This window comes from Sphingobium sp. CCH11-B1, from assembly GCF_001556865.1.
Lineage (GTDB): Bacteria > Pseudomonadota > Alphaproteobacteria > Sphingomonadales > Sphingomonadaceae > Sphingobium.
On record NZ_LSJY01000202.1, the window covers coordinates 128,825 to 155,482 of the forward strand.

The 26,658-nt window shown below is 65.5% G+C and carries 18 protein-coding genes; 7 read left to right on the top strand and 11 right to left on the bottom strand.

Annotation, left to right across the window (positions count from 1 at the left end; genetic code table 11):
• The first annotated feature begins 75 nt into the window (after positions 1 to 75).
• Complete coding sequence (locus AX724_RS20290; RefSeq protein WP_066770342.1) at positions 76 to 1,212, top strand: serine hydrolase; 1,137 nt, start codon at positions 76 to 78, stop codon at positions 1,210 to 1,212.
• An 8-nt stretch (positions 1,213 to 1,220) separates the two neighbouring features.
• Here the strand turns inward: AX724_RS20290 and AX724_RS20295 are convergent, their stop codons facing one another.
• Positions 1,221 to 2,024, bottom strand: a complete 804-nt coding sequence (locus tag AX724_RS20295) for a transporter (protein WP_066770728.1) — start codon at positions 2,022 to 2,024, stop codon at positions 1,221 to 1,223.
• Between the two features lie 116 nt (positions 2,025 to 2,140).
• Here AX724_RS20295 and polA point away from each other — a divergent pair, with 116 nt between their 5' ends.
• Positions 2,141 to 4,927, top strand: a complete 2,787-nt coding sequence (polA, locus tag AX724_RS20300) for a DNA polymerase I (protein ID WP_066770345.1) — start codon at positions 2,141 to 2,143, stop codon at positions 4,925 to 4,927.
• A gap of 65 nt (positions 4,928 to 4,992) precedes the next feature.
• Here the strand turns inward: polA and AX724_RS20305 are convergent, their stop codons facing one another.
• Entirely contained in the window at positions 4,993 to 5,277 is a 285-nt protein-coding gene (locus tag AX724_RS20305; protein WP_066770347.1) for a TFIIB-type zinc ribbon-containing protein, read from the bottom strand.
• Positions 5,277 to 5,987 carry a Bax inhibitor-1/YccA family protein gene (locus AX724_RS20310; protein WP_066770355.1) on the bottom strand — a complete coding sequence of 237 codons (711 nt, stop codon included), beginning with the start codon at positions 5,985 to 5,987 and terminating at the stop codon, positions 5,277 to 5,279. Before AX724_RS20310 ends, AX724_RS20305 begins: the two co-directional genes overlap by 1 nt.
• Before the next feature lie 299 nt (positions 5,988 to 6,286).
• Here AX724_RS20310 and cysS point away from each other — a divergent pair, with 299 nt between their 5' ends.
• Positions 6,287 to 7,810: a cysteine--tRNA ligase gene (cysS, locus tag AX724_RS20315; RefSeq protein ID WP_066770358.1), complete on the top strand. Its 1,524-nt coding sequence runs from the start codon at positions 6,287 to 6,289 to the stop codon at positions 7,808 to 7,810.
• A gap of 6 nt (positions 7,811 to 7,816) precedes the next feature.
• Here the strand turns inward: cysS and AX724_RS20320 are convergent, their stop codons facing one another.
• The 3 genes from AX724_RS20320 to AX724_RS20330 form a co-directional block, all read right to left on the bottom strand.
• Positions 7,817 to 9,685, bottom strand: coding sequence for an ABC-F family ATP-binding cassette domain-containing protein (locus AX724_RS20320; protein WP_066770363.1), 1,869 nt, complete (start codon positions 9,683 to 9,685; stop codon positions 7,817 to 7,819).
• Between the two features lie 66 nt (positions 9,686 to 9,751).
• Positions 9,752 to 10,441: an anti-sigma factor family protein gene (locus AX724_RS20325; protein WP_066770366.1), complete on the bottom strand. Its 690-nt coding sequence runs from the start codon at positions 10,439 to 10,441 to the stop codon at positions 9,752 to 9,754.
• Complete coding sequence (locus AX724_RS20330) at positions 10,438 to 10,977, bottom strand: RNA polymerase sigma factor (RefSeq protein WP_066770730.1); 540 nt, start codon at positions 10,975 to 10,977, stop codon at positions 10,438 to 10,440. Before AX724_RS20330 ends, AX724_RS20325 begins: the two co-directional genes overlap by 4 nt.
• 40 nt (positions 10,978 to 11,017) lie before the next feature.
• Here AX724_RS20330 and AX724_RS20335 point away from each other — a divergent pair, with 40 nt between their 5' ends.
• Positions 11,018 to 12,235: a S8 family serine peptidase gene (locus AX724_RS20335; RefSeq protein ID WP_082733622.1), complete on the top strand. Its 1,218-nt coding sequence runs from the start codon at positions 11,018 to 11,020 to the stop codon at positions 12,233 to 12,235.
• 100 nt (positions 12,236 to 12,335) lie between these two features.
• The gene (locus AX724_RS20340) at positions 12,336 to 13,244 is read left to right on the top strand and encodes a hypothetical protein (RefSeq protein ID WP_066770376.1); all 909 of its coding nucleotides are present in this window, start codon (positions 12,336 to 12,338) and stop codon (positions 13,242 to 13,244) included.
• A gap of 54 nt (positions 13,245 to 13,298) precedes the next feature.
• On the opposite strand, the gene AX724_RS20345 is transcribed toward AX724_RS20340, so the two are convergent.
• Complete coding sequence (locus AX724_RS20345; RefSeq protein WP_066770379.1) at positions 13,299 to 13,934, bottom strand: DUF4198 domain-containing protein; 636 nt, start codon at positions 13,932 to 13,934, stop codon at positions 13,299 to 13,301.
• Positions 13,935 to 13,946: 12 nt separating this feature from the next.
• Positions 13,947 to 16,019, bottom strand: coding sequence for a TonB-dependent siderophore receptor (locus AX724_RS20350; protein WP_066770382.1), 2,073 nt, complete (start codon positions 16,017 to 16,019; stop codon positions 13,947 to 13,949).
• Between the two features lie 187 nt (positions 16,020 to 16,206).
• Between AX724_RS20350 and AX724_RS24255 the strand changes: the two genes are divergently transcribed.
• Both AX724_RS24255 and AX724_RS24260 read left to right on the top strand, forming a co-directional pair.
• On the top strand, positions 16,207 to 16,647 hold the full coding sequence (locus tag AX724_RS24255) for an NAD(P)-dependent oxidoreductase (RefSeq protein WP_197421652.1): 441 nt from the start codon (positions 16,207 to 16,209) through the stop codon (positions 16,645 to 16,647).
• 52 nt (positions 16,648 to 16,699) lie between these two features.
• Entirely contained in the window at positions 16,700 to 17,059 is a 360-nt protein-coding gene (locus AX724_RS24260; RefSeq protein WP_197421653.1) for an NAD-binding protein, read from the top strand.
• Between the two features lie 165 nt (positions 17,060 to 17,224).
• On the opposite strand, the gene AX724_RS20360 is transcribed toward AX724_RS24260, so the two are convergent.
• The 3 genes from AX724_RS20360 to AX724_RS20370 all read right to left on the bottom strand — a co-directional run bounded on the left by AX724_RS20360 (position 17,225) and on the right by AX724_RS20370 (position 26,452).
• On the bottom strand, positions 17,225 to 20,269 hold the full coding sequence (locus AX724_RS20360; protein WP_066770385.1) for a glycosyl hydrolase family 28-related protein: 3,045 nt from the start codon (positions 20,267 to 20,269) through the stop codon (positions 17,225 to 17,227).
• 76 nt (positions 20,270 to 20,345) lie between these two features.
• Positions 20,346 to 23,288, bottom strand: a complete 2,943-nt coding sequence (locus AX724_RS20365) for a TonB-dependent receptor plug domain-containing protein (RefSeq protein WP_066770394.1) — start codon at positions 23,286 to 23,288, stop codon at positions 20,346 to 20,348.
• A 137-nt stretch (positions 23,289 to 23,425) separates the two neighbouring features.
• Positions 23,426 to 26,452, bottom strand: coding sequence for a glycosyl hydrolase family 28-related protein (locus AX724_RS20370; protein WP_066770397.1), 3,027 nt, complete (start codon positions 26,450 to 26,452; stop codon positions 23,426 to 23,428).
• Positions 26,453 to 26,658 lie beyond the last annotated feature (206 nt).

Below are 26,658 nucleotides of genomic sequence, written 5' to 3' on the forward strand. Positions count from 1 at the left end.
ATCATTCGTCGCAGCGGCCTTGCCGTTCTGCGGGGCAAGCGCGCCATATGGCGGGAGAGAGTGCCGGGGTTATCAATGACATCGAATGGCTATCGGGGCGGCATAGTGCGCCTCGCCCTGTTGATCGCAGCCTTGTCCGCCTGCGTCAGCGCGCCGGAAAGGCCGCGTGCCGAGGCTGCCGCCGCGGTGCCTCAAAAAAAGCCGCAGCCCACGACCAACACATGGCCGATCCGGCCCGTCGCCAATCCGCCAGAACCCTATCGCGACATCGATCAGACCGAAACGCCGCCCCCCGCGCTGGTGGCGGTGGTGCGCAATCTTGGTCAAAGCTTCAGCGGAAAGGTCGGCATTGCCGTCCGCCGCATCGGCGCGGACTGGACGGTGGCGTGGAACGGAAACGCCCTCTTCCCCCAGCAAAGCGTGTCGAAACTGTGGGTCGCCATGACCTTCCTCGACGCGGTGGACCGCGGCAAGCTGCGCATCACCGACACGACGACGATCACGAAAAACGACCTGACCCTGTTCCATCAGCCCAGTGCCGCCATGCTGAAGGACGGGATGTGGACGACCAGCTATTCCGACCTGATGCGCCGCGCCATGACGCAAAGCGACAATACCGCCAACGACACGCTGTTGCGCGCGGTGGGTGGCCCGGAAGCGGTGCGCAGCTATCTTGCGCGCAAGATGATCCGCGACATCCGCTTCGGGCCGGGCGAACGGCTGCTGCAATCGGCGACGGCGGGGCTCGACTGGCGTCAGGATTATTCCATCGGCCGCAACTTCTACGCCGCCCGCGCCCGGCTGCCGATGGCGGCCAGGGTCCGGGCGCTCGACAATTATCTCGCCAATCCGCCGGATGGAGCCGCCCCCTCCTCCATTGTGCGCGCACTCGCCAAGCTGAAGCAGAACCAGATGCTCTCGCCTGCCTCTTCGCGCCTGCTCATGTCGATCATGTCGGAAGCCAAGACCGGGCCTCGGCGCATCAAGGGCGGCGTCCCGCCCGGCTGGTCCTATCTTCACAAGACCGGCACCGGGCAGGATCTTCCGCCGCGTTCGACCGGGTATAATGACATCGGCATCATGACCGCGCCCGATGGCACCAGCTATGCGGTCGCAGTGATGATCGGTTCCACGACCCAGCCCATCCCGGCGCGCATGGAACTCATGCAGGCGGTGTCGAGGGCCATCGCCGCCAACCACGAAAAGCACTGATTGCGCGATCAGAAGCGGCGGGTCACGCCGACATACAGCTCCCGGTCGGGCGAGTCGGCATTGAGGCCAAGGTTGACGCCGGCGTCGAATTGCAGATCGTCGTGCCGCTGCCATGCCAGCGAAAGGCCAGCCAGGGCCTGGGTGCTGTGGCCCCAAGGATCCCGGTCCCGCGTCAGCGACGTTTCGATGGTCGCCGAAACCGCGTCGCTGATCTCCAGGCCAAGGCCGACGACGCTGCCATAGGCGAGATGGCGACCGTCGCCATCTTCATCCACGGCGGCGTCGACCTCGGGCGTCAGTTGCAGCGCGACGCCTTTAGCCAGCTCGTAGCTGACCGGAACGATGAGCCCCGCCCCCCAGTCCCCGGCGCCGATCGCGGCGCCCCCGGTCGGCAAGGTGGCGTAAGGCAGGACAGCAACGGAAAAGCCCGATCCATCCGGGTTGCGCAGATTCCGGAGCAGGCCGATCCGCACGTCGCCTGTCCCCGTGCTGCGATCGACTCGGCCCGTGACGCGATCCCGGACCCGCTGATGTCCATAAGCGGTCCAGCCGATCTGCGCCTCGAGGGTTTCGGTAAGGCCGAAACGGACGAGCAAGTCCCCTGCCTCCACTCTATCGGTGCGGCTTGACGCGTCCTTGTCATGCATCCAGTCGGCAAGGCCCAGTTCCGCCACGACCCGGCCGGGTTCGACGGTGCAGGGCGGCGTGCCGAGACCCGGCCGATCGGCGCACAATTCCCGCGCTTCCTGCGCATCTGCGATTGCCGGACAGACGGCCAGCGCCGCCGCCGCAAGCATCCACCGGAAGTTCATGACGCCCCTCTCGACCGAATATGGCAACAAGGCAGAAATAATTCTGCACTCTCCTTGTTCCGTTCCGAAGGCGGCAGCACTGGAGGGGGCGGCGGTTAGCCGCTATCTCCCTCGCCATGACCCAGAATCATCTCTACCTCGTCGACGGCTCGGGCTACATCTTCCGCGCCTATCACCAGCTGCCGCCACTTACCAACCGGCACGGCCAGCCTGTCGGCGCGGTCTATGGTTATACGACGATGCTGTGGAAGCTGGCCGAAGAACTGGGCCGCGCCGAAGGGCCGACCCATATGGCGGTGGTGCTGGACAAGGGGTCGCACACGTTCCGCAACGACATGTACGACCAGTATAAGGCGCACCGCCCGCCGCCGCCGGAGGATCTGGTCCCCCAATTCCCGATGATCCGCGACGCGACCCGCGCCTTCTCCCTCCCCTGCATCGAGGAGGCCGGATATGAGGCGGATGACATCATCGCCAGCTATACCAAGGCGGCGGTGGCGCAGGGCTGGCACGTCACCATCGTCAGCTCAGACAAGGATCTGATGCAGCTCATCCAGCCCGGCGTCGACATGTACGACACGATGAAGAATGAGCGGCGCGGCGCGGACTATGTCATCGGAAAGTTCGGCGTCGGCCCCGAATTGCTGGGCGACGTGCTGGCGCTGATGGGCGACAGCGTGGACAATGTGCCCGGCATCCCCGGCATCGGTCCCAAGACGGCGGCGAAGCTCATCACCGAATATGGGAGCCTGGAGGCCGCGCTCGACGCCGCGCCGCTGATGAAAAAGTCGAAGATGCAGGAAAACCTCATCGCCCATGCCGACATGGCCCGCCTGTCGCGCCGGCTGGTGGCGTTGCACGAGACGATGGACCTGCCCGAACCGCTGGAAGACCTGACGCTCAAGGGTATCCCCAAGGAGCCGTTGCAGGCGTTTCTGGAGCATCACGGCTTCAAGACCCTGCTCGGCCGGCTCGGCGCGCCTGCGGCCGCGGTCGCGGTGGCGGCCGCCGCGGCGGTAGCGACCGACGAAGCCGCCCCGCCCCCGCCCGCCTTCGCCGACGAACCCGCCATCGACCGCAGCCTCTATGAGACGGTGGTGACGCAAGAGGCGCTCGACCGCTGGATCGCCGCCGCCCACGCCGAAGGCATCGTCGCGGTCGATACCGAAACCGACATGCTCGACTGCGTCTCCTGTGGCCTTGTCGGCATCAGCCTCGCGACCGGTCCGAACACGGCCTGCTACATCCCCGTCGGCCATGGCGGCACCGACATGTTCGCCGAGCGCCCCGTTCAGCTGGACAAGGCGCTGGTGCTCGCAAAGCTCAAGCCGCTGCTGGAGGACGACGCCGTCCTCAAGGTCGGCCAGAACCTCAAATATGACCTCACCGTCCTGCGTCGGCACGGCATAGAAGTCACGCCCTATGACGACACCATCGTCATGAGCTTCGACCTCGACGCCGGCCAGTCCCTCGCCGGGCACGGCATGGACGAGGCGGCACGGGTGCATCTCAATCACCAGTGCATCAGCTTCAAGGATGTGGTGGGATCGGGCAAGAACCAGATCACCTTCGGCGAAGTTCCCCTCGACCGCGCCACCGAATATGCCGCCGAGGATGCGGACGTGACCTTGCGCCTGTGGAAACGCTTCAAGGCCCGCGTCGCCAATGAAGGCGCGAGCCGCGTCTATGAACTGGTCGACCGCCCGCTGGTGGGCGTGATCGCGGGCATGGAATTTGCCGGGATCAAGGTCGACCGCGAAGCCCTTTCCCGCCTGTCCGCCGAATTCACCGCCGGCATCGCCGCGCTCGAAACCGAAATCCACGAGATTGCGGGCCAACCCTTCGCCATCGGATCGACCCAGCAGCTCGGCGCGATCCTCTTTGACAAGATGGGCTACAAGGGCGGCAAGAAGGGCAAGTCGGGCGCTTACTCCACCGACGTCACCATCCTGGAGCAGTTGAAGGCACAGGGCGCGCCGATCGCTGCCAAGGTGCTGGAATGGCGGCAATTGTCGAAGCTCAAGTCCACCTATACCGACGCGCTCCAGGCGCAGATCAACAGGGATACCGGCCGCGTCCACACCAGCTATTCGCTGACCGGCGCGCAGACCGGACGCCTGTCCTCGACTGATCCCAACCTTCAGAACATCCCGATCCGTACCGAGGTAGGCCGCCAGATTCGCCACGCCTTCGTCGCTGAACCCGGCAACGTCATCCTTGCGGCCGATTATAGCCAGATCGAACTGCGCCTCGCCGCCCACATGGCCGACGTGCCGGCACTGCGCGAAGCCTTCGCGAACGGGGAGGACATCCACGCCGCCACCGCCCAGCAATTGTTCGGGGAGGTCAACCGCGACACGCGCGGGCGTGCCAAGACGATCAACTTCGCGATCCTTTACGGCATTTCCCGCTGGGGCCTTGCCGGACGGCTGGAAATCAGCGCGGACGAGGCGCAGGACATGATCAGCCGCTATTATGAGCGCTTCCCCGGCATCAGCGTCTATATCAACGAGACGATCGAGAAGGCCCGGCGCCTAGGTTACACCGAAACCCTGTTCGGCCGGAAGACATGGTTTCCCCGCATCTCCGCGCCGATCCAGCATGAACGGCAGGGCGCGGAGCGCGCCGCGATCAACGCCCCGATCCAGGGCACGAGCGCTGACATCATCAAGCGCGCGATGGCCCGCATGGGCCCGGCGCTTGAGGCGGCGGGGCTGCCGGACGTGAGAATGCTGCTCCAGGTCCACGACGAACTGGTGTTCGAGGTGCCGGAAGGAGAGGTGGACGCCGCCAGCGCGGTGATCCGCCGCGTCATGGAAAGCGCCGCCGAACCCATCGTGAAGCTGAGCGTCCCGCTGGGCGTCGAGATCGGCACGGGGCCCAGTTGGGGCGCGGCGCACTGACTCCTTGATAGCCCCTTCGTCATGCCAGCGCAGGCTGGCATCTCACTGGCTTCTTCGACGGTCCCTCAATCGAACAATTCTTCCAGAAAGCTCTTCTTGCGTTTCTTCTGGAAGCTTACGCCATGGTCATAATGGCCACGATCCGGGCGGTAGCTGGGCGGTGCCATGGTGGGCGCGGGGGCTATCCCGCCCGCCGACCGCTCGATGATCTTGTCCAGCTCGCCCCGGTCGAGCCATACGCCCCGGCATTGCGGGCAATAGTCGATCTCCACCCCCTGCCGGTCCGTCATGGCGAGGCCGACATGACAGACCGGGCAGAGCATGGCCGACATTTGCGCTGCGTCCCGCATCACTCGCGTTCGCCGGTCAGGCTGAGCACCGCCTGGAACAGGTTGACGAAGTTGAGGTAGAGCGACAGCGCACCCATCACCTGCATCTTCGCCGCGACCTCATGGCCGGCATAGTGGAAATAATCCGACTTGATGCGCTGCACGTCCCAGGCAGTAAGGCCGGTGAAGATGACGACCGCCAGGATCGAAACCACCATCGCCATCGCGGACGACCCGATGAAGATGTTGATGAGGCTCGCCACCAGGATGCCGATCAGGCCCATGATGAGGAAGCTGCCCATCTTCGTCAGGTCGCGCTTCGTGCTATAGCCCCACAGCGCCATGGCGAGGAACATGACCGCCGCCGAGAAGAAGGCCTGCGCGATGCTGGCCTGCGTGAAGACCAGGAAGATGCTGGCCATCGACACGCCCATCACGGCGGAAAAGGCCCAGAAGGCCATGCGGGCGGTCCCGACGCTCATCTTCTCGATACGGAAGCTGAAGAAGAACACGAAGGCCAGCGGCGCAAAGATCGCCACCCACTTCAGGGGCGTACCGAAGATCGCGGCGGCCAGCGGCGGGGTATTGGCGATCGCAAAGGCGACCAGCCCGGTTATCACCAGGCCAAGGCCCATGTTGCGGAAGATGCCCAGCATATGCGCGCGCAGCCCGGCATCGGTATCGACCGACCGGCTGGCACCATAGCCCGGCATGCGAACGGGATTGTTCATCTGAAAAGCACACTCCATCCAAAAGTTGGCTCGAGTGGCCCGGTGCGGTCTCCTGCGACGCTGGAAGGGGGGCTTGAGCGTCACAAAACCTGCACCGAGCGCACTCGATGCGGTCCGACATCGCGACAGGATCAAAGGGGGCATGTCCTGTCGCCAGAGGGGCCCGGCCCGCACAGTCAATCTGGGGTGGGAAACGCATCCGCGCAAGGGACCGCCGCGCCGGCAACATTTTATTACAAAGCCTGTGGCAAGCCGCCAAGGATTGACCCTCGGCCCTTCTCGCGACATGGCGTTGCGCCATGAGTTCCGCGTCCCAAGATCAGCACAACCTGGCGCCGCTGCGCCTGTTCAACAGCCTGAGCCGCACGATCGAGCCGTTCGCGCCGATCGAGGATAATCATGCGCGCGTCTACAGCTGCGGTCCGACCGTCTATAATTATGCGCATATCGGCAATCTGCGCGCCTATGTCTTCACCGACACGCTGCGGCGGACGCTGCTGTGGAAGGGGCTGGCCGTCACCCATGTCATCAACATTACCGATGTCGGCCATCTGACAAGCGACGCGGACGCAGGCGACGACAAGATGGAAGCGGCGGCCAGGGCGAGCGCCAAGAGCATCTGGGACATCGCCGCCCATTATACGCAGGCGTTCAAGCAGAATATCACGGACCTCAATATCCTGTCGCCCAGCGAATGGACGGTCGCGACCGACTATGTCCCGCAAATGATCGCCTTTGCGCAAAAGATGGCTCCCGACCATTGCTACGAGCTGGAAAGCGGCCTTTATTTCGACAGTTCGACCGTGCCCGATTACGGCGCGCTGGCGGGTGGACGCGACGACGCGGCGCACGCGCGAATCGACCCGGTCGCGGGCAAGCGGAACCCGAGCGACTTTGCCATCTGGCGCAAATCCCCTCCGGGCGAACAGCGCCAGATGGAATGGGACAGCCCATGGGGCAAGGGCGCGCCGGGATGGCATCTGGAATGTTCGGTCATGAGCTTGGACCGCCTGGGCCAGCCGTTCGACATCCATACCGGCGGCATCGATCATCGCGAGATTCACCACCCGAATGAAATCGCCCAGAACCAGGCCTTCCACAGTTGCTGCGGGCCGGAGACGGGGGCAGCGGAGCCGGGCTTCACCGGGGCGCGCTGGTGGATGCACAACAACTTCTTGGTCGACCGGCAAGGCAAGATGAGCAAGTCCAAGGGCGGGTTCACCACGCTCTTCACGCTGATCGACGCTGGCGTGCACCCGCTGGCCTATCGCCTGCTGTGCCTCGGCGCGCATTATCGCAGCGAACTGGAATTCAGTTGGGACAATCTCGCCGCCGCACTGACGCGGTTGAAGCGGCTGGTGATGGGGGTCGAAGGATTGAAGGCACGGGCGGAAGGCGTGACCTGGCAATCGCCGCGCCTCGACTATCTGCGCGCGAACCTGCACCCCAAGCTCGCGCCCCTTCTGGAACAGTTCGATGCTGCCATCAGCGACGACCTCATGACGCCGCGCGCGCTCCCGCTGCTGGAAGAGACGCTGGTCATGAAGAAGGTGCCGGCGGACGAGAAACTATGCCTGATCGCCGCCTTCGATCAGGCGCTGGGCCTCAACCTCCTGACGCTCACGCGTGCCGACCTGCGCCTCGCGCCCAAGGATGCGCAGATCACGGCGGACGAGATCGAGGCCGAACTGGAGCGTCGCACAGCGGCGCGGGCGGAAAAGGATTTCGCCCTGTCGGACGAGATTCGCGACCGCCTCATCGCCCGGGGCGTCGAGGTGATGGACGGCGACCCGCTGCGCTGGGACTGGCGCTTGGCCTTGTAAGAAGGGTTACACCTCTTCCAACGCGGCGCTGGCTTGCATCCAGGCTTCTTCGGCAGCCTCCAGCTTCTTCTCGACCTCGGACCGCTTCACCATCAGTTGGGTCATGGTCATCTTCGCCTCCGCCCCGGTGGCGGATTTGGGGTCGAACAATGCCTGGTCGATCCGGCTGCGCTCGGCGGTGAGCGCCGCCATTTCTTTCTCCGCCTTGCCAAGGGCGTTCTTGGCGGCCTTCTGCCGCTCGCGCCATTGCGCGGCATCGCGCTTTTCCGCCTTTCGGTCGGGCTTGGGCGCATCCCCGCCCGATGCATTGCCGTCCGCCTTGCGCAGGATGATGTCGGTATAATCGTCAAGGCTGCCGTCGAACGGCTGCGCGGTGCCATTGTCGACCAGGACCAGCCGGTCAGCGACCAGTTCGATCATGTGGCGGTCATGGCTGACGATCACCACCGCGCCCGAATAATCGTTCAGCGCCTGCACCAGCGCTTCCCGGCTGTCGACGTCCAGATGGTTGGTCGGCTCGTCGAGGATCAGGAGATGCGGCGCATCGCGGGTGATGAGCGCCAGCGCCAGCCGGGCGCGCTCGCCGCCGGACATGCTGCCGACTTTCTGCGTCGCGCGCTCGCCCGAAAAGCCGAAGCGGCCAAGCTGCGCCCGCACCGCGCCGGGGGTCGCGCCCTTCATGACCCGGGTCATATGTTCCAGCGGGGTGTCGGCGACGTCCAGTTCCTCCACCTGATATTGGGTGAAATAGCCGACATTCATCTTGGCCGACGCATTCATCTGCCCTTCCATCGGCTTTAGCTGCGCGGCGATCAGGCGGGCGAGCGTCGTCTTGCCGTTGCCGTTGCGACCGAGCAGCGCCAGCCGGTCATCGGGGTCGATGCGCAGGTTGATGCGCTTGAGGATCGGCGTTTCGGTATAGCCGACCGCCGCCATGTCCATGGTGATGAGCGGCGGTCGGAGTTCGGCGGGGCTCGGGAAACCGAAATGCAGCGTCGGATCCTCGATCGCGGCGGCGATGGGCTGCATCTTCGCCAGCGCCTTGGCACGGGACTGGGCCTGTTTCGCGGTCGAGGCGCGGGCGGAGTTGCGGGCGACATAGTCCTGGAGCTTTTCCCGCTCCGCCTGCTGCTTGGCGCGGGCCGCTTCCTGCTGCGCCAGCCGCTCGGCCCGCTGTCGCTCGAACGCGTCATAGCCGCCGGGATAAAGCGTGACCTTCCCGCCTTCGAGGTGGAGGATATAGTCGACCACATTGTTCAAGAGGTCGCGCTCATGGCTGATGACGACCACGGTGCCGCGATAGGCCTTGAGGAAATTCTCCAGCCACAGCGTCGCTTCGAGGTCGAGGTGGTTCGATGGTTCGTCGAGCAGCAGCAGGTCGGGGTTGGAAAAGAGCAGCGCGGCGAGCGCCACGCGCATCTTCCAGCCGCCCGAATAGCTGTCGAGCGGGCGGCCCTGCATCTCTTCGTCGAAGCCCAGGCCCACCAGGATTCGGGCGGCGCGGGCCGGGGCGGTATAGGCGTCGATGGTGGTCAGCCGCTCGTAAATATGGCCGAGCCGGTCGGGATCTTCGGTCGTCTCGCTTTCGGCCATCAGGGCCGCGCGTTCCTTGTCCGCGGCGAGCACGGTGTCGAAGGGTGTGGCCGTGCCGGATGGCGCTTCCTGCGCGATATAGCCAAGGCGCGTGTCGCGCGGCATGTCGCAACTGCCTTCGTCCGGGTCGAGCTGGCCGATCATCACCTTCATGAGGGTCGACTTGCCGGCGCCGTTGCGGCCGATCAGGCCAACGCGGCTGCGCGGCGGCAGCGAAGCGGTCGCGCGGTCGAGGATGGTGCGGCCGCCCAGGCGCACGGTGATGGCATTGAGATTGAGCATGGGGCGGGCCTGTAGCAGAGGCTTGGCGAGACCGCAAAGACGCGCAAGGCGCGCGCCCTCTCCCTCCTACTTCCATCCCCGCGCTTTGGCGGCTTCTTCCTGCTGCGGAAGTAACGCGCCGTCGGGCGCCATCGCTTGCGCGGCGGCCATGATCTCGCCCATCGCGCTTCCCGCCTGGCGATATTGGGTGTCGCGCCCCTCGCCGCCCGACTGAAGCCGATCAATCACCCAATGCCTGTCGTCATGGCAGGCGATGCCCGCTGTCGTCCCGGCATCGAACACGCGGCAATAGCGGCCCTGCGCATTGCGGAAGGACAGCGGAATTTGGATCGGCTGCGCCTGCGCCGTCGCCAACTGCGCCGTCAAAGCCTGGTCCAACGCGCCTTGCGCGACGATCCGCCCGCCTACATTGCCGATCGGCCCGCCATCCCGCACCTGCATGCCCACGATCAGGCCCAGCGCCAGCGATGCCGCGATCGCCCCGCCCATGATCCAGCGCGACCCGCGCGCCTTCCGCACGGCGTCAAGGTCGATCACCTCCGCTGAAGGACGCACCGCATCCCGCAGCCTGTCCGGGACTGGCAGGTCCATGATGGGCGCGAAATGGGCGCGCAATCGTTCCCCAAGCGCCCGGTGCGCCGCCACCTCATCGGCCAGCGCCGGATCGGCGGCGATCGCGGCCTCGACCCGCAGGCGCTCCGCCCCGTCCAACTGCCCCTCCGCATAGGCGGCCAGGGTTTCCCGGTCGATGCTCATTGCACGCCCTCCAACATTTTCTGCAAGGCATCGCGGCCGCGCACGAAGCGCGAGCTGAGCGTGCCGACGGGGCAGCCGATGATGGCGGCGGCCTCCTGATAGCCATAGCCCTCCACCATCACGAGCAGCACTGCCTCGCGCTGTTCGTCGGGCAGCTTTGCCATCGCCCGGCCCACGAAGCCGAGTTCGGCCCGCGCCTCCTGATCGCCGCCTGCGCCTTCGCGCAACCCGGCCTCTTCCTCGACGAAGGTCTGCTGTCGGCGCTTGCTTGCGCGGATTTCGTCGATCCACAGGTTGCGCATGATCCGATATATCCAGCTATCCAGCCGCGTTCCCTCAGCCCATTGATGCCGGGCCTTGAGCGCGCGTTCGATGGTCATCTGGCAAAGGTCGTCGCCCTCCGCGAGGTTGCGCGTCAAACCTGCCGCGAACCGGCGCAGCCGGGGCAGCAATGCGATGATGCCATCCTCGAAAGACGTACTCAGAACCCGTGCCTCTCTTGTCAGGGATGCAACGGACGGTTTCACCCGTTTCATCCATTGCATAGCGAATTTTCGTGCGACAGGATGAAGAAAGATGCGGATACGCCTTATCGCCCCCCTGCTGATGCTGTCCGCCGCCGCGCCGTCCGCGGCTCAGCTTGGCATACCCAATGTGGGATCGGTGGTCGGGCAGACGAGAGAGGCGGTGGCACGGCTCGCACCGATCGACACGATCGCCGCGCCGCTGCGCTCCGTGGCCGACATGGCGCGCGAGCGCCTTTCTCGCGTGCAAGGCTTCCTCCGCGCGAACCGGGCGGTGGCGGAACCCGACGATCGGGGCGAACCGGCCCGGCGCGGCATCGTCCTGATGCTGGGCGGCGACGCCCAAGCCGTCGACAAGCTCCGCGCCCTCGGCTTCGATTCGCGCGACAGGGAAATATTCGGCAACCTCGACCTGTCGGCCGTGGAACTGACGGTGCCGCACGGGATGCGCCTTGCCGACGCCCTCTCTCTCCTGCGCCAGCATGTGCCGGACGCGACGTTCACCGCTGACCAGCTCCACTTCCCGGGAGGCAAGGCGGCCAAGCCCGCGCTTGCCCCGCAGGGAAAAAGCGCTGCGGACATTGGCATGGCGGTCGGCGTGATCGACGGCGGCATCGGCCCGTCGGTTCCCACAAAGGCCAGTCGCGGTTTCGCCGCGGGCGCGCCTGCCGCCAGCAACCATGGCACGGCCATCGCGTCCCTGCTGCGTCATGCGGGCGTGCGATCCATCGTCTCCGCCGATGTCTACGGGCGCGATCCAGCGGGCGGCGGCGCGCTTGCCATCGTGCGCGCGCTCGACTGGATGCAAGGCCAGCGCGTGCCGGTCGTCTCGATCAGCCTTACAGGCCCCAGCAACCCGCTCCTTGCCCGAGCGGTCGCCGCCTGCATTGCCAAGGGCATGGTGATCACCGCTGCCGTCGGCAATGATGGCCCCGGCGCGCCGCCGGTCTTTCCCGCCTCCTACCCTTCCGTCCTGGCCGTGACCGGCGTGGATGGCCGCAACCGCGTGCTGATAGAGGCGGGCCGCGCCACTCATCTCGATTATGCGGCGCCCGGCGCCGACATGAAGGCGATGGACGCGCGCGGGCGCTGGGTCTCCGTGCGGGGAACCTCCTATGCCGCGCCGCTCGTCGCCGCACGGGCTGCCGCCATGAAGGATGCCGGCCGGCCTGTTTCGGCCCTGGATGCCGAAGCGCGCGATCTGGGCGCGAAAGGCGCCGACCCCGCCTATGGACGCGGCCTTCTCTGCGGCGATTGCAGGCCGCGCTAAAAAAATTCCGCTCCCGTGGATGAAACGGAAAAGGGGGGCCGTTTGCAGGAAAGAGGGCACGCCGCAGATCGTGCTCCCGGTAAACGGAAAGGAATAGGCCATGAACAAGATTCTCATCGTAACCGGCGCCCTGATCCTGGCCGCCACCACGCCTGCGTCCGCGCAGCTTCTGGGCGGCGGCGGCGGGCTTGGGGGTAGATTGGCCGGCGGATTGGCCGGAGGCTTGGGTGGAGGCCTGAGCGGCGTCGGCGGCAACCTGGGCGGCCCGCTCGGCGGTACCATCGGCGATGTGCGCGGGCGGACGGAAGGCGCCGGCGCCGGCACGGCGCGCACGTCCGGCAGCACGCGGGTCGACCGGCGTCGCGGGTCGGTCGCGGCGGATCGATCGGTCGATGGCGGCGTCACCGGCGCCGTCAACCAGACGCTGAACGGACCCGCCGGCGAAGCGACCGGATCGGCATCGGGCAATGCATCGGGCAGCGCCAATGTGTCCGGCAACGCGCAGCTTGTGGGCACCGACGCCGTTCGCGACGCTGCGTCCTCGGCCCGCTCGACCGTCGGCTCGACGGCCAGCGGCGTGCGGTCAACGGCCGCCGACACGGTCGGCAATGTGCGCAACGGCGCAGGCGGCATGGCCGGCAGCGCGGCGGGGTCGGCAAGCGGCAGCGGCGCTGCCAGCCTGGGCGCGGCCAGCGATCAGCTTGCCCTCGCCAACAGCGCGGCGGCCAATGGCGCGGGCGCCTTCGCCGTGCAGCCGGGCATGGAGATCCAGTCGGCCAGCGGCCAGACCATCGGCCGCGTGCGTCAGGTCGTTGCCGACAGCCAGGGCCGCGTCCAGTCCGTGGTTGCCGACGTCAGGAACCGCACGGCCAGCTTGCCCGCCGCGAACTTCTCGGGTCAGGGCAGCGCGCTCGTCTCGGCCATGTCGCAGGGTGAAATCCGCAAGGTCGCGCAGGAGCAGGCGAAAGCCGGGGACAGCGACAGCGCCAAAGAGGCGAACCCGAGCTGAAACATCACCCGCCGGGCGCACTCCGCCCGGCGGGCACGACCGCCGTGGGAAGGATCAATCCCGGACGAAGGTCAGTGTCGAAATATGGTAGATGGTCGCGACCTTCGCCTTGCCGAGCGACAGGTCGCCTTTCTGCTCATGGGAGGCGGAAAGAATATAGCGTCCCTTTTCCTTGGTCGGCACGGTCACGCGCCCTTGCCCGTCGGTCGCCATCACCTTCGACCATTTGTCCGGCGACACGATGGTCAGCTTCGCACCGGGCAGCGGCTTGCCGTCGCGCAGCAGGACGAAGCTGTCGGCATCGGGCGCGACAGGCACGATTTCCATTGGCAACGCCGCCCGCGTCTCGCTCCGCCCGGCGCGCGCATAGTAAATGACGCCTTCCTTCTTGCCTTCTTCCCCCCAGGGATCGAACACGGTGTCGTCGATCACGCGGACATCGCCTGGGGGCACGGCGACCTCGATATAGCCAGCCTTGCGAAGCTGCGGCGCTTGCGCGGCGGGCACGAGGCGCGGCGCCTTCAGCTTGGCGAATTCGGGATCGCCCCCCTCCGGCATCGCTTCGGCCGGCTCGCCCAGGTAAATGCGCGCGGGGCCGGATGCGTCCCGTTCGACCCATATTTCATGGGCCTGTGCGACGGGCGCGAAGGCCAGGATGGCGAACGCGGCGGCAAGTGCTGATCTGGTCATGCTGATGTCCCTTCAGAAACGATAGCCGATGGTGCCCATGACGTTGCGGGGCGCGCCCATGAAGCAATCGCCGCGCGCCAGGCAGGACGCATAATATCTGTTGTTGAGCAGGTTCGTCGCGTTGATGGACAGGCGCCAGTTCTGCCAGTCGATCTCCGCCAGCGCGTCGACCGTGGTCCGCGACGGCGTGACGATGGACCAGATGGAACTGGTCGATATGCTCTTGCCGGTATAGACCACGCCCGCCCCCAGGCGCAGCCGGGCGTCACCCGCGACGCCGAACGTCTTGGTGGTCCATGCGGACGCTATGTGGCGCGGCATATAGTCGAGGTCGGTGTTCACTTCCGACTTGAGCTTGTTGTAGCCATAGTTCAGCAGCAGCTCGAAATTGCCCGGAAGGGTGTGGCTCGCTTCGAGTTCGATGCCCTTGGTCGTCAGTTCGCCGGACTGCGTCGTCGCGCCGCTGGCGAGATAGAGGACGCGGTTCCGTTCCTTGATGTGGAAGGCGGTGACGGTGACGAGCGTGTTCGGCTCCGGCTGCCACTTGACGCCGGCCTCGAACTGCTTGCCGGTTTGCGGCCTGTACGGGTCGCCCATCGTGCCGTCGCCATTCTCGATCGAACCAGCGACCGGCAGGAAGCTTTCGGTATAGTTGAAGAAAGGCGAAATGCCCCAGCCCAGATCGCCGATGATGCCTGCGCGGAAGGTCGTCGCATGGTCGGTGCTGCCCGCGGACGATGTCACCCGGTCGCGACGGACGCCCAGGACGACGGACACGCGGTCGTAAAAGCGGATCTGATCCTGCACATAGGCGCCCAGCTGCTTCTGGCTGACATAGGCGTAGGGGCCCGTGGGATAATAGGTCCGCAGCGCATCCCGATCGATGTCGTAAAGGTCGACGACCTCATAGCCATACTCATAGCGCTTGCCGACCTTGTTCCAGCTATAGTCCACGCCGACGAGCAGCCGGTGTTCGATATTGGCGCCGGTGTTGAAGGTGAACTGAAGATTGTTGTCGGTCGAAAAGACATTCATCTTCGCGTCGCTTGCTTCGGCATAGAGGCCGATGGTGCGGCCGTCGGCGTCGAAGGGATTTTGCGGGTTCGAATAGCTGTTCGCATAATGGGTGAAATATTGAAGGTCGCTGTCGATATAGCGGGCCTTGAGGCTCAGCCTGATGCTGTCCGAGAAGCTGTGCGTGATGGAGCCGCCTCCCTGCAGCGAGCGGCCATTATAGCGGTCCCAGCCCGGCTTGCCGACGAACGCATATTGCCCCAGCCGGCCGGACGGATTGGCGTTGTTGGGAAGGAAGGTTCCCACGATCGGCAGGAACTGCGATGTCGATCCGGTGTCGTCCTCCTGGTAGAGGCCGGTCAGGACGATTTCCGTGGCGGGCGTCGGCTGCCAGCGGATCGACGGCGCGAACATCACCCGGTCGTCGGGCACATGATCCGCATAGGTATCGGCGTCCCGAACGCGCGCGACGCCGCGCACCGCCAGCGTGTCGGTCAGCGCCAGGTTGACGTCGCCCAGCGCCTCCTTGCGGTCGAAACTGCCATAGACAAGGTTGATCTCCCCGCCCGTCCTGAATTCCGGCGTCTTGGAAACCAGGTTCACCAGGCCGCCGATCGATCCCTGGCCAAAGAGCACCGAGGCCGGCCCCCGGACGATCTCGACGCGGGAGAAATTATAGGGGTCGGACGTGATGCTGGCATAATAGCTGAAGATGTCGCGCATGCCGTCCCGGAACTGGAGCGCATCGATGCCGCGAACGTTGAAGCCGTCGACGCGGGTGTCCCGGCCATAGGGATTAGCAAGGACGCCGGCCGCATATTTGACCGTATCGCTGATACTGATCGCCCCCTGGGAGAGATACTGGTCGGCGGTGATGACCTTGATCGGTTGCGGCAACTGGATGAGGGGCGTGTCGGTCTTGGTGCCCGTGCTGGCGGCCGTGACGACGATGGCGGCGGGGGCGTCGTCCGCCAGGTCCGCCGCCTGCGGGCGTTGATCCTGCGCCTGCGCCAGAGGACTCGACAGCGCGAACAGAGCTGCGCCACAACGCGTCACGGATTTCAAAGTCATAAAGGCCCCTCATGCCGAATCAAGTGCGGCGGGCCTACATGATAATGATACCAATTCGCAATATCTTATAAGCCGCCTTTTTCCCGGCCCCATGCTGGCGCGGCGTGAGGACCAACCCCATATCCGCGGCCCCATCTTTTCGCCTTTGCTTCATGACAAGGCGCCCCTCCAGATCAGGATAATGGATATGAGTGACACCGTCGCGATATTGGGATTGGGCATCATGGGCGCTGGCATGGCGCACCAGCTTTTGAAGGCGGGACATGACGTCGCCGTCTGGAACCGCAGCCCCGCAAGGGCGGCCCCTCTGGTCGATGCGGGCGCGCGGCAGGCGGACAGCCCCGCCGACGCCGCCACCGGCGCATCGGTCGTCCTTGCCATGGTGTCCGACAATGACGCGTCCCGCGCCGCCTGGCTCGGGCCCCGGGGCGCACTCGCTGGGATGCAGCCCGGCGCGGTCGCGATCGACTGCAGCACGCTCGATCCAGACTGGATCGATGCGCTTGCGGCGGACATGAAGGCGGCGGGCGTCCATTTCGTCGAAGCCCCCGTGACCGACAGCAAGCTACAGGCCGAAAGCGGCACGCTGCGCTTCGGAAAGCCTCGCGCTCGCCCGTCCGATCCTTGATGTCCTGGGAAGCGGCGTCATCCATCTGGGGCCGGCGGGCAGCGGCGCAGTGATGAAGCTCGCCAACAATTATATGGCGGGCGTGCAGGTTGCGTCCTTCGCCGAAGCGCTTGCGCTGGTGGAAGCCAGGGGCCTTGACCCCAAACAGGTCGCGGATGTCCTGCGCAACGGCGCGCCGGGCAGCCCGATGGTCGGCTTGATGGCCGACCGGATGCTGGCCAGAAATTACGATCCCAACTTCTTCATTCCGCTGATGGCCAAGGATCTAGGCTATGCGAACGCACTGCTCGCCTCGGTCGGCATCGATTCCGCTCTTGCCGCCGCCGCCCGCGCCCGCTTCCTTGGGGCCGAAGCGGCGGGCCTCGGAGACAAGGACATTGCGGCGGTCGTGGAAACCCTCCGCAAGGTCTGACGCGCCATCCCGTACCCGTCCGTTATTTTGCGGTCAGCTGAACGTCCGGGTCATTGAAGGTTCATCCCGATTGCCCCATATAGGTCTTGTCACTCTCCCCCCTTTGGAGTGACACCTCCCTGAACCTGGCCCCGCCGTGAGATTACTCCGGCGGGGTTCTCTTTGTCAGCGGCCCCGACCCGTCACCGCATAGAGGCCGTGGTGAGACAGCACATAGAGCGTGCGCTTGTCCTCGCCCCCGAACAGCAGTTGCAGCGGCCTTTCCGGCACGTCGATCCGCCCGATCTCCTTGCCATCGGGGGCGTAGACGAAGACTTGGCCGTTGGCGACATAGACGCGGCCCTGCCCGTCCACCGCCACGCCTTCACCGCCCCGTTCGGCAAAGACCTTAAGGTCGGTGATCGCGCCGCCGGCGCCGACCACGCCGCTATAGGTGCGGTTCTCCGACCCATTGGTAAGGTACACGCGCTCGCCCGGCTTCCCCTGGATGAAGCCGTAGGTGTCGAGCGCGTCGGAAAAGCGCAGCCCGCGATGGTCCGCCGGTCCCTGCGCGAAGGTGCGATAGGCTGGCAAGGCGACGCTGCCGTCGGGCGAGACATATTCATGGACCTTCGCCTTGCCCATGTCGCGCGCGAACATCTCGGCCAGCGTGGTGAACTCGTAGGTCTTTGGGTCGATCTGATCCTTGAACTCGCCATTGTTCCACCAGTTGACCGGCAGCACGGTCGCTGCACCGGGCTTCGCCGCGACGGGGGTCGGCGCGATGACGCTGATCTGGCTGTCGGGCGCGTCGGGCCTCACGCTATAGACGGTGCCGTTGCGGCCATAGGAGGACAGGACCAGAAGGTCGCCCGACCGGTCGACCGTCAGGTTGACCGGGTCCAGCGTCGCGTCGCGCACCATCTCCAGCTTGCCCGCGTCCGACCAGCGCCAGATGCGTTGGAAGAAACGATCGACGAAGTAGAGCCTTCCCTGCGCGTCGACCGCGCCGCCGCCCGCCGCATAGAAGCCGTCTGCCAGCATCTCGACCTTGCCGCCCTGGAAGGTCGACGGGCTGATCGCATCCGGCTTTGCCGGAATGTCGAGCACGGCAAATTCGCGTTCGCGCGTATCGATGCCGTGAGTCACGTCGCGGATGCTGTTTTCGAACGGAAATTTGGTGAGCCGCAGGAATGTGGCGCAGCCATTCTCGTCGCAGGTGCCAAGGCCGCTTTCGCCGTTCACATGGACGTTGCGGAACCGGATGTCCTGCGAATTATAGATGGTGACCGCCGCCGGCGCGGGCTTGCGCGTGCGGGTGACGCGATAACCGTGGAAATTGGCGACCAGGATGTTGCGCGAATTGCGGATTTCCAGCGCGACCGCATCGCCGCTCTCGCCCGCTTCGCCTTCGGTCTGCGGGGCCAGTATCTCCCAGTTGGCGACGCGGTTCAGCGCGAATTCCGACCGCACATGATGTTCGACCGACGCCTGGATGATGCGCCCCGGCGTCTGGGTATCGGACACATAGATGCCCGGATGGCCGAACGTGCTGGGGCTCCAGACATTGGCGAAGGTGCCGCCGCCGCCCTCTGTGACCCACAGGCTCGCATATTGCCCCGCCCAGCGCCGCGCTGCGTCGGGATCGCCGGTGGCGTTGTTGTTATAGGGCACCACGCGGGTGCCGTCGAACCGGTCGGTCCCATGGCCGCCCTGGAACTTGACGTCATTGACCATCGAGTTCGCGCCGGCCTTCCACAGCAAGGCGGTCGCGCGCGGATTGGCGCCGTTGGTGTCGAGGCCCAGCCCCATGACGATGGCGTCGCCGCCCGACGCGCTCTCCACCAGCGCCTTGGGCGCGCCGATGCCCTGATATGCCGCGGTGCCGTCCGGCAGCACGATCTGGGTCAGGCTGGGGTGCAGGCCGACCAGCACGCTGTCCGGCCGCAGCTTCAGCGTTTCGCTTACCCGGTAGAAGCCGGCGGGCAGGTAGACGACGCGATGGCTGTCGATCGCCTTCTGGATCGCGGCGGTGTCGTCGGTTCTGTCGTCGCCCTTCGCGCCGAGCGTGCGCACGCTGACCCAGTCCGCCACGGGCGGCAGCGCGCGGATCGCCGGTGCGGATGGCGCGGGCAATGCCCCGATGGCGGCTGCCTGCATGTCGGTCTTATACGCTCCCATCCGGCCGACGCCGGGCAGGGTCAGGCCATGGGTGAAGGACGTGACCTTGTAGGCCGCCCCCTTGCCGGCGACCGTCCGGCCGCTGTCCCGGAACCGGGCGAAGGTCGGCGTGCCGGAGGCCACGACATTCTGGAAACCGACCTGCGTATAGACATTCTTCTCGTTCGAGATGACGACGCCCGCTTGTCGCACATTCTCGAAGCGCAGATCCTGTCCCCACAGCCAGTCGCCATAGCCGCGGTCGATCTCGATCCCCACCGGCACGTTCTTGAAGGCGACGTTGACCATCGTCAGCCCCGCCTCATGTTCGCGGATGGCGGCGTCGCGCTGCCCCTCGAATGTCGCATCGACCAGGGCGAAACCCCAGGCCGGAGACGGTTTTTCGGCCAGAATGCCGTATCGCCCGCCCTTGAAATGCAGATCCTCCGCTTCGTTGGCGACATGGTACAGCCCGGCGAGCGCGGTCCCGAGGTCGAAATCGACATGGGATACGAAGCTGTGCTGGGCGCTGTGGAAGCGGATGGCGGTGGCGGCCGGGTTGCCGTCCAGGATGCGGAAATCGATATTGCCCAGCGCCGAATAGAAGGTGCCGGGATTGGCGTCGGCAACCGTTTTGTCGAACGGCACGCTGCCCGCGGGCGGGAAGGCGGCGGGCGGCGTGTCCTTGTCCGTCTGGCGCTTGGCCCCGGTGAACATCAGCATGTGGGCGACGCCCTTCTGGAAACCGGGCGTGTTCCGGCCCAGCAGGATCACCGGCCGCTGCGCGCCGACGCCGAAGATGCGAACTCCCGGCCACAGGAAGAGGGTGCGACTGATGCGGTAGGTGCCCTGCGGCAGGAACACGATGCCGCCGCCGCCCTTCGCCGCCGCCCGGTCGATCGCCTGCTGGATCGCGGCGCTGTCGTCGGCCCGGCCGTCGCCCACGCCCTTGACGGTGATCGCGCGCGGCTCGTCCGGCGCGGTCGTATAGACGGACGGAGAGGCGTGGGCCGCGGCAGCCCCCAGCATCAGCATCACCGCCGCGCAAGCACCACTCAGTCCGCGAACCATGCGTTATTCCTTCTTTAGAAACAAATGTCCCGGCCATGCAGGGCCGGGACAAGGTTGGGGAGAATGAACGAGCGTCCTAGAAATTGAAGCGGACGCCCGCCCTGTAGATGCGGCCCAGAGTGTCATAGAGCGCCGGATTGATGTCGAGGCCGGTGTTCGTCTGCGGCGAAGCCACCGGATCCTTGTCGAACAGATTATCGACCTTGCCATAGATCGACACGGCGTCGGTGATCTTGAACGACGCGCCTACGTCCACATAGAAAGCGCCTTTCATCTTGTTATAGTCGATGGTCGGGTGGTTGCCGGTGGAAACCGGGCAGGACGTCTGGCAAACCACATATTGGTTGCCGAACGTGCCGTCGCTGAACCAGCGTTCCTGCACCGTCAGCGTGAAGCGGCCACTGTCGTAGGTCTGTACCGCCAGCCATTTCCAGTCCGGCGTATTGCCGTTGTTCGCGCCCGCCTGATCAACCGGATCGACGCCGGCGATGCCCGCATTGACGATGAACTTCTGGATGTGGGTGCCCAGCGCCCGGACGGTGAAGCTGCCCGGCAGGCCCAGCGGCTGCTGCCACTGATAGCTGGCCTCGATGTCGAAGCCGCTCGTCTTCCACGACGCCAGGTTGAACGGCTGGACGTTGACGAAGTTGGTGCCCTGCGCGCCGTTAAGCTGGAAACCGCCGCAGAAGGCCTGGTTGCCTTCGAAGCAGAAGCGCACGATCTGGTCGGCCGACAGGGTGGAAACCACGCCGCTCAGCTTGATGTTGTAATAGTCGAACGAGAGGCTGAGGCCCGGCAGCCAGGACGGCCGGGACAGGACGATGCCCAGTTCGGTGTTGCGCGCCACTTCCGGCCGCAAATTGGTGTTGCCGACGGTGTTCTGGAACACCTGCACCGCCTGGTTGCGGAACGGATCGTTGAAGTTGGGCAGCGTGGTGACCGTCGGCGCCGCGAACAGTTCCGACAGGTTCGGCGCGCGCACGTCGCGCGATGTCACCGCACGCAGGCGAATGCCATCCAGCGGCGTGTCCCAGGTGCCGCCGACCTTCCAGGTCCATACCGTGCCCGACGTGCTGTAATTGGTGACACGCGCCGCGCCGTTCAGGTTCGCGCGGCCCATGGCGTCGCTGTTGATCAGCGGCAGGTCGACTTCCAGATAGCCTTCCCACACTTCATATTTGCCGCGGCCATTCTTGTAGTTGCCGGCCGCCCAGTTGCTGCCCAGCGTCGAATTGAGCAGCGGATCGGCGGGATATTCAGCGCTGTTGGGGCTAAGCGCCGAAACGCCCGCGCCATAGGGGTCGGCGTTCACGCGATAGAATTCTTTGCGATACTCGCCACCGAACGCCACCGACACCGGGCCGGCCCAGCTATCGAAGGGATTGCCCGAAATGTTGAGGCTCGCGACGTCCTGCGTCAGCTTGGTGTGCTGGAACGGACCATTGTCCCCCGGCGCGACATAGGCGATGGCCGAGGCGGACGGGGTGGCCCCGCCAAAGATGTTGATCGGCTGGCAACCATTGGCGCGCGCCACCGGATCGCGGCACACGATGGCGCCGTTGACGACGATCGCGTCGGTCGCGGCGACGTAGCGGTTCTGCAGCACGATGTCGCGGACGTTGATGTCCGAAATGGTGATGCCATGCTCATAATAATAGTCGTAGTTCCAGTCGGTGCCGGCGACATCGACCGCCCCCTTCAGGCCGCCCACGAACCGATATTGCTTGCGGTCGGTATAGACATGCGGGTCGGGGAAGTTGGCGTTGCTGGAACCGAAGCTGAAGCTGGTGATGCCGGCCGTGGCGCAGCGGTCCTTGATAAGCTGCGGCAGGAAGGCGTTGGCGCACTGGACGGTCAGGCTCGGGCGGTTATAGCCGGGGCTCGGCTGGTTATTGGTCTTCACCTGCGCGACGTTGACGGTCAGATAGGCTTCGTTGTTGTCGGCGAATTCATAGCCGATCCGGCCATAGCCGTTGATGCGTTCCAGTTCCGACTTGAGCGATGCGCCGGAGCCTGGCGCGCCGGTCAGGTCGCCGCCGACGCAGAAGCTGTTGCCCGGAAAGCAGTTGCTGACGCGGCCGTTGCCCTGCGGCTGCCCGTTGGACCCATATTGGAAATTATAGGGGACGCCGTTCTGGTCGAAGGCGATGCCCTGCAGCGGGCCGTTGTTGATCAGGCCATAGCGCGCATATTGGTAGGGCTGCGCAAAGTCGCGATAGTTGAACTGCGGCAGGCCGTTGTTGGTGACGCCGGTGTTCATCAGCGTCGTCGCGCGATACCAGTTGCGGCTGCCCGCCAGGTCGGTACCGAAATCGCCCGCGCCCACGCCGCCTTCATGGTCATATTCGCCGCTCAGCACCACATGCAGGCGATCGTCGGCAAAGGACTTGCCCCATGCGCCCTGCACCAATGCGGTTTCGTCATCACCATATTTGGTGATGCTGCCCATGATGTTGCCCTTGAACCCTTCGAAATGGGTGTCGGTGATGAAGTTGACGACGCCGCCCACCGCGTCCGAACCATAGGATGCGGACGCGCCGCCCGTCACCACGTCGACGCGCTTCACCAGCAGTTGCGGGAACATCGAAATGTCGGGCACGCCGGTCACGTTCGCGCCTACGACACGCTGGCCGTCGAGCAGGGTCAGCGTGCGGATGGGGCCAAGGCCGCGCAGCGAGAAGGAGCTTAAGCCCTGCTGGCCGCTGGATGTCGAAAAGGTGCCGGTGGCCGCGCCGGTCGATCCCTGAAGGGATGGCAGCTGGGCGATGGTGTTGAAGATATTGGGCTGCGCATTGTTGGTGATCTGCTCTTCGCCGATCACCTGGGTCGGGGTCGGCGCGTTGAAGCCGCTGGTGGTGATGCGCGATCCGGTAACCACGATGTTCGCGTCGCCGGCGGCTTCCTGCGGGGCGGCGGATTTCGCGTCCTGCGCCTGCGCGGCGCCCGCCAGCGCCATCGCGGCCACCGCCGCAAGGCTTACGCTCGCCAGTTGCCGATGAATTCCGATCGTCACTTTCATGGATCTTCCCCTTTTCTCTCGGCCACCCTCCCATAGGCGGCCGCGCCCATATCGAGCGATCTCTTCAACCCTAGCCGTCCGGCGCGCCGCCGACACTTACGACATAGGTCGTAGGTGTCGGCGCGACGGCCATTTTTTCAGGGCCTTGCGGCGTAAAGCGCGTGGTGCGTCAGGATGAACAGGGTGCGCTTGTCGGGCCCGCCAAACAGGATCTGGAGCGGCCGGTCCGGCACATCGATCCGGCCCGTTTCCTTGCCGTCCGGGCCGTAAACGAAGATCTGACCATTGGCGACGAACACCCGTCCCTGCCCGTCCACCGCCACGCTTTCGCCGCCGCGATTGACGAAGGGCTTCAGGGCCTTCAGCACCCCGCCCGCACCGACGATGCCGCTATAGGTCACATTCTCCGACGCGTTGGTGACGAACAGTCGGTCGCCGGTCTTCCCCGCCACAAATCCATGGGCGTTGAGGCTGTCCGACCAGCGCCAGCCGGTGTGGTCGACAGGCCCCTGCTGCCATGTGCGGAAGGCCGGGAGCGACAGGCTGCCGTCGGGCGACACATATTCGCTCGCCTTGGGCGTGCCCGCGTCTCGCACGAACATCTCTGCCAGGGTCGTGAACTCATAGGTTTTGAAGTCCAGCTGGTCCCGAAACTCGCCATTGTTCCACCAGTTGACCGGCAACAGCGTGCGCGCCGCGCCGCCGCTTCGCACCGGGGTCGGCTGGATCAGCGTCATCGCGTCCTTGGGGCCATTCGGATCGAAGGAATAGACGCCGCCCTTGGCCCCAAGGGACGACAGCACCATCACATGCCCCGACGCATCGATGGCAAGGTTGACGGGATCGAGCGCATTGTCCCGCACGATCTCCAGCCCCTTCTCTTCGCTCCAGCGGTGGATGCGCTGGAACCGCCGGTCGATGAAATAGAGCGCGCCCTGCGCGTCCACCGCCGCGCCGGAAATCGACCAGAATCCTTCCTCCAGCTTCCTGACCTCGCCGGCCGGCGCGACCGCCGGGATCGCACTGCCCGCCGGGCCGATGTCGAGGCTGGCGAACTCGCGCTCGCGGACCAGCAGCTTGCGCGTCACATCCTCGATCGCATTGTCGAACGGATATTTGCTCGCCCGCAGGAACGTGCCGCACCCCTCCTCGTCACAGGTCGCATAGCCGCTTTCGGCGTTCACATGGACGTTGCGGAAACGGATGTCGCCTGAGTTGGTGATCTTCACCGCGCTCTTTTCCGGCGCATAGGTGCGGGTCACGCGATAGCCATGATAGTTGGCGAACAGCAAATTCTTCGAATTGCGGATGTCGAGGGAGATGGCGTCCGGCCCGTCGCCCACTTCCTGCTCGGTCTGGGGCGCCAGGAACTCCCAGTTCTGCACATTGTCCAGAACGAACTCGTTGCGGGCATGATGCTCGACCGACATTTCATAGACGTGGCCGGGGGTCGCCGTGTCCGTGATATAGAAGCCCGCCTGCGCGAAGCTGTTCGGGCTCCACACGTCGACGAAAGTGCCCCCGCCCCCGTCCGTGACCCAGATGCTCGGATATTGCGCATCCAGCCGGTCGTCGGTGATCGGATCGCCGGTATGGACGCGCGCCGCGACCAGCATCGTGCCGTCCGCCGTGGGCGTGCCGCCGCCGCCCATGATCTTGACGTCGTTGACGAGGGCATTCTCGCCCGATCGCCAAAGCAAGGCCGATGCGCGCGGATTGACCCGTCCGGTGAAGAGGCCAAGGCCCGACAGAATATTGTCGCCGCCCCTGGGGCTCTCCAGGATCGGCTGCACGGAACCCAGCCCCGCATGGGCCGGGTTGTTGTCGGGAATATAGAGCTGCGTGATCGCCGGATGCAGGCCGATGAGGATGCTGTCGGGCCGCAGCGTCAGACGGTTCGTGACCTTGTAGAAGCCGGTCGGGAAATAGAGGGTCTTGTTGGCGTCGATCGCCTTCTGGATCGCCGCCGTATCGTCCGCCTTGCCGTCGCCCACCGCGCCCAGGGTGCGCACGTTCACCCATTGCGCCATGGGCGGCAGGTCGCGGATCGCATCCGCGCGCGGCGCGGGCATGGCGGGCAACGCCTCGATCCGCGCCTCCGTCCTATACTCCCCCATCTGTCCCAGCGCCGGGACCGCCAGGCCGTAGGAAAAGGCCGCAACCTTGTACGCCTTCGCCTTCCCGCTCACCGCCTGCCCGCTGTCGCGGAACCGCGCGAATGTGGGACTGTTCACCGCAAGCGCATTCTCGAACCCGATCTGGGTGAAGACATTCTCCTCGTTGGAGATGATGATCCCGGCCTTCGACACATTTTCGAAGCGGACATCCTTGCCCCACAGGCTGTCGCCATAGCCGCGGTCGATCTCGATCCCGACCGGGGTATTGCGGATCGCGACATTGACCAGCGTCAGGTCGACCTCATGCTCGCGGATGGCGGCGGCCTTCTGCCCGTTGAACGTCGAATCGAGCAAGGTGAACTGCCAGGCGGGCGATGTCTTTTCGCTGACGATGCCGTATCGGCCGCCCTCGAAATGGACGTTGTCGATCACGTTCCCCGCCTGATAGACGCCGGCAAAGGCGCTCCCAAGGCGAAAATCCATGTGGCTGAGGAAGGCATGCTGCGCCATGCGGAATCGCACGCCCGCCGCCGCCGGATTGCCCGCGCCGATCTCGATGTCGACATTGCTCATCGCCGAATAGAAAGTGCCCGAATTGGCGTCGCGCACTATTCTGTCGCGCGGCACCACCGTGGGCACGGGCACCGGCACCTGCCCGACATTATATTGGTCGCCCCCGCCAAAGACGATCATCGTCGACACGCCCTTCTGGAATCCCGGCGTGTTCGCCCCCAGCAGGATCACCGGCCGGGTCGCGCCGACGCCATAGACGCGCACCCCCGCCGGCACGACCAGCGTCTTGGTTATCCGATAACGGCCCGAAGGCAGGAACACGATGCCATGCCCGGTCCTGTCGCGCGCCTTGTCCAGCGCCGCCTGGATCGCATCGCTGTCGTCGGCGCGGCCATCACCCCTGGCCGCGACCGTCACGGCGTGGGGCTCGTCGGGCGCGACGGGAAAGAGCGATTGCCCGGCGGCAAGGGCAGTGGCGGGCGCGCCAAGGGCCGTTGCCGCCAAAAGCGCCGCGATCATGCTGCGTGCGATCATAGCCGCTTCTCCTCATTGGCTGGTGCTGGACGCTTCCTCGCTAGGGGAGCGGCTCCGCCTTGGCACTTGCGACAAAGGTCGTAGTTTTCAGCGCCCCGCCGCTGCCGGTATAGCGCGATCATCATGGCGAGGCTGCAAACGGCCCGCATTTCCTTCGCGCGAGACCGCCTTGCCTTCATCCCCCGCCCTGCTTCCGTCCGCGCCGC

Bases quoted from the DNA above. Each gene is read 5' to 3' on its own strand.
- AX724_RS20320 (WP_066770363.1), bottom strand. From the start codon at position 9,685: ATGCTCAATCTCAATGCCATCACCGTGCGCCTGGGCGGCCGCACCATC.
- AX724_RS20365 (WP_066770394.1), bottom strand. From the start codon at position 23,288: ATGAAAGTGACGATCGGAATTCATCGGCAACTGGCGAGCGTAAGCCTT.
- AX724_RS20345 (WP_066770379.1), bottom strand. From the start codon at position 13,934: ATGACCAGATCAGCACTTGCCGCCGCGTTCGCCATCCTGGCCTTCGCG.
- AX724_RS20310 (WP_066770355.1), bottom strand. From the start codon at position 5,987: ATGAACAATCCCGTTCGCATGCCGGGCTATGGTGCCAGCCGGTCGGTC.
- AX724_RS20290 (WP_066770342.1), top strand. From the start codon at position 76: ATGACATCGAATGGCTATCGGGGCGGCATAGTGCGCCTCGCCCTGTTG.
- AX724_RS24260 (WP_197421653.1), top strand. From the start codon at position 16,700: ATGAAGCTCGCCAACAATTATATGGCGGGCGTGCAGGTTGCGTCCTTC.
- AX724_RS24255 (WP_197421652.1), top strand. From the start codon at position 16,207: ATGAGTGACACCGTCGCGATATTGGGATTGGGCATCATGGGCGCTGGC.
- polA (WP_066770345.1), top strand. From the start codon at position 2,141: ATGACCCAGAATCATCTCTACCTCGTCGACGGCTCGGGCTACATCTTC.
- AX724_RS20335 (WP_082733622.1), top strand. From the start codon at position 11,018: ATGCGGATACGCCTTATCGCCCCCCTGCTGATGCTGTCCGCCGCCGCG.
- AX724_RS20340 (WP_066770376.1), top strand. From the start codon at position 12,336: ATGAACAAGATTCTCATCGTAACCGGCGCCCTGATCCTGGCCGCCACC.
- cysS (WP_066770358.1), top strand. From the start codon at position 6,287: ATGAGTTCCGCGTCCCAAGATCAGCACAACCTGGCGCCGCTGCGCCTG.
- AX724_RS20295 (WP_066770728.1), bottom strand. From the start codon at position 2,024: ATGAACTTCCGGTGGATGCTTGCGGCGGCGGCGCTGGCCGTCTGTCCG.
- AX724_RS20330 (WP_066770730.1), bottom strand. From the start codon at position 10,977: ATGAAACGGGTGAAACCGTCCGTTGCATCCCTGACAAGAGAGGCACGG.
- AX724_RS20325 (WP_066770366.1), bottom strand. From the start codon at position 10,441: ATGAGCATCGACCGGGAAACCCTGGCCGCCTATGCGGAGGGGCAGTTG.
- AX724_RS20370 (WP_066770397.1), bottom strand. From the start codon at position 26,452: ATGATCGCACGCAGCATGATCGCGGCGCTTTTGGCGGCAACGGCCCTT.
- AX724_RS20360 (WP_066770385.1), bottom strand. From the start codon at position 20,269: ATGGTTCGCGGACTGAGTGGTGCTTGCGCGGCGGTGATGCTGATGCTG.
- AX724_RS20305 (WP_066770347.1), bottom strand. From the start codon at position 5,277: ATGCGGGACGCAGCGCAAATGTCGGCCATGCTCTGCCCGGTCTGTCAT.
- AX724_RS20350 (WP_066770382.1), bottom strand. From the start codon at position 16,019: ATGACTTTGAAATCCGTGACGCGTTGTGGCGCAGCTCTGTTCGCGCTG.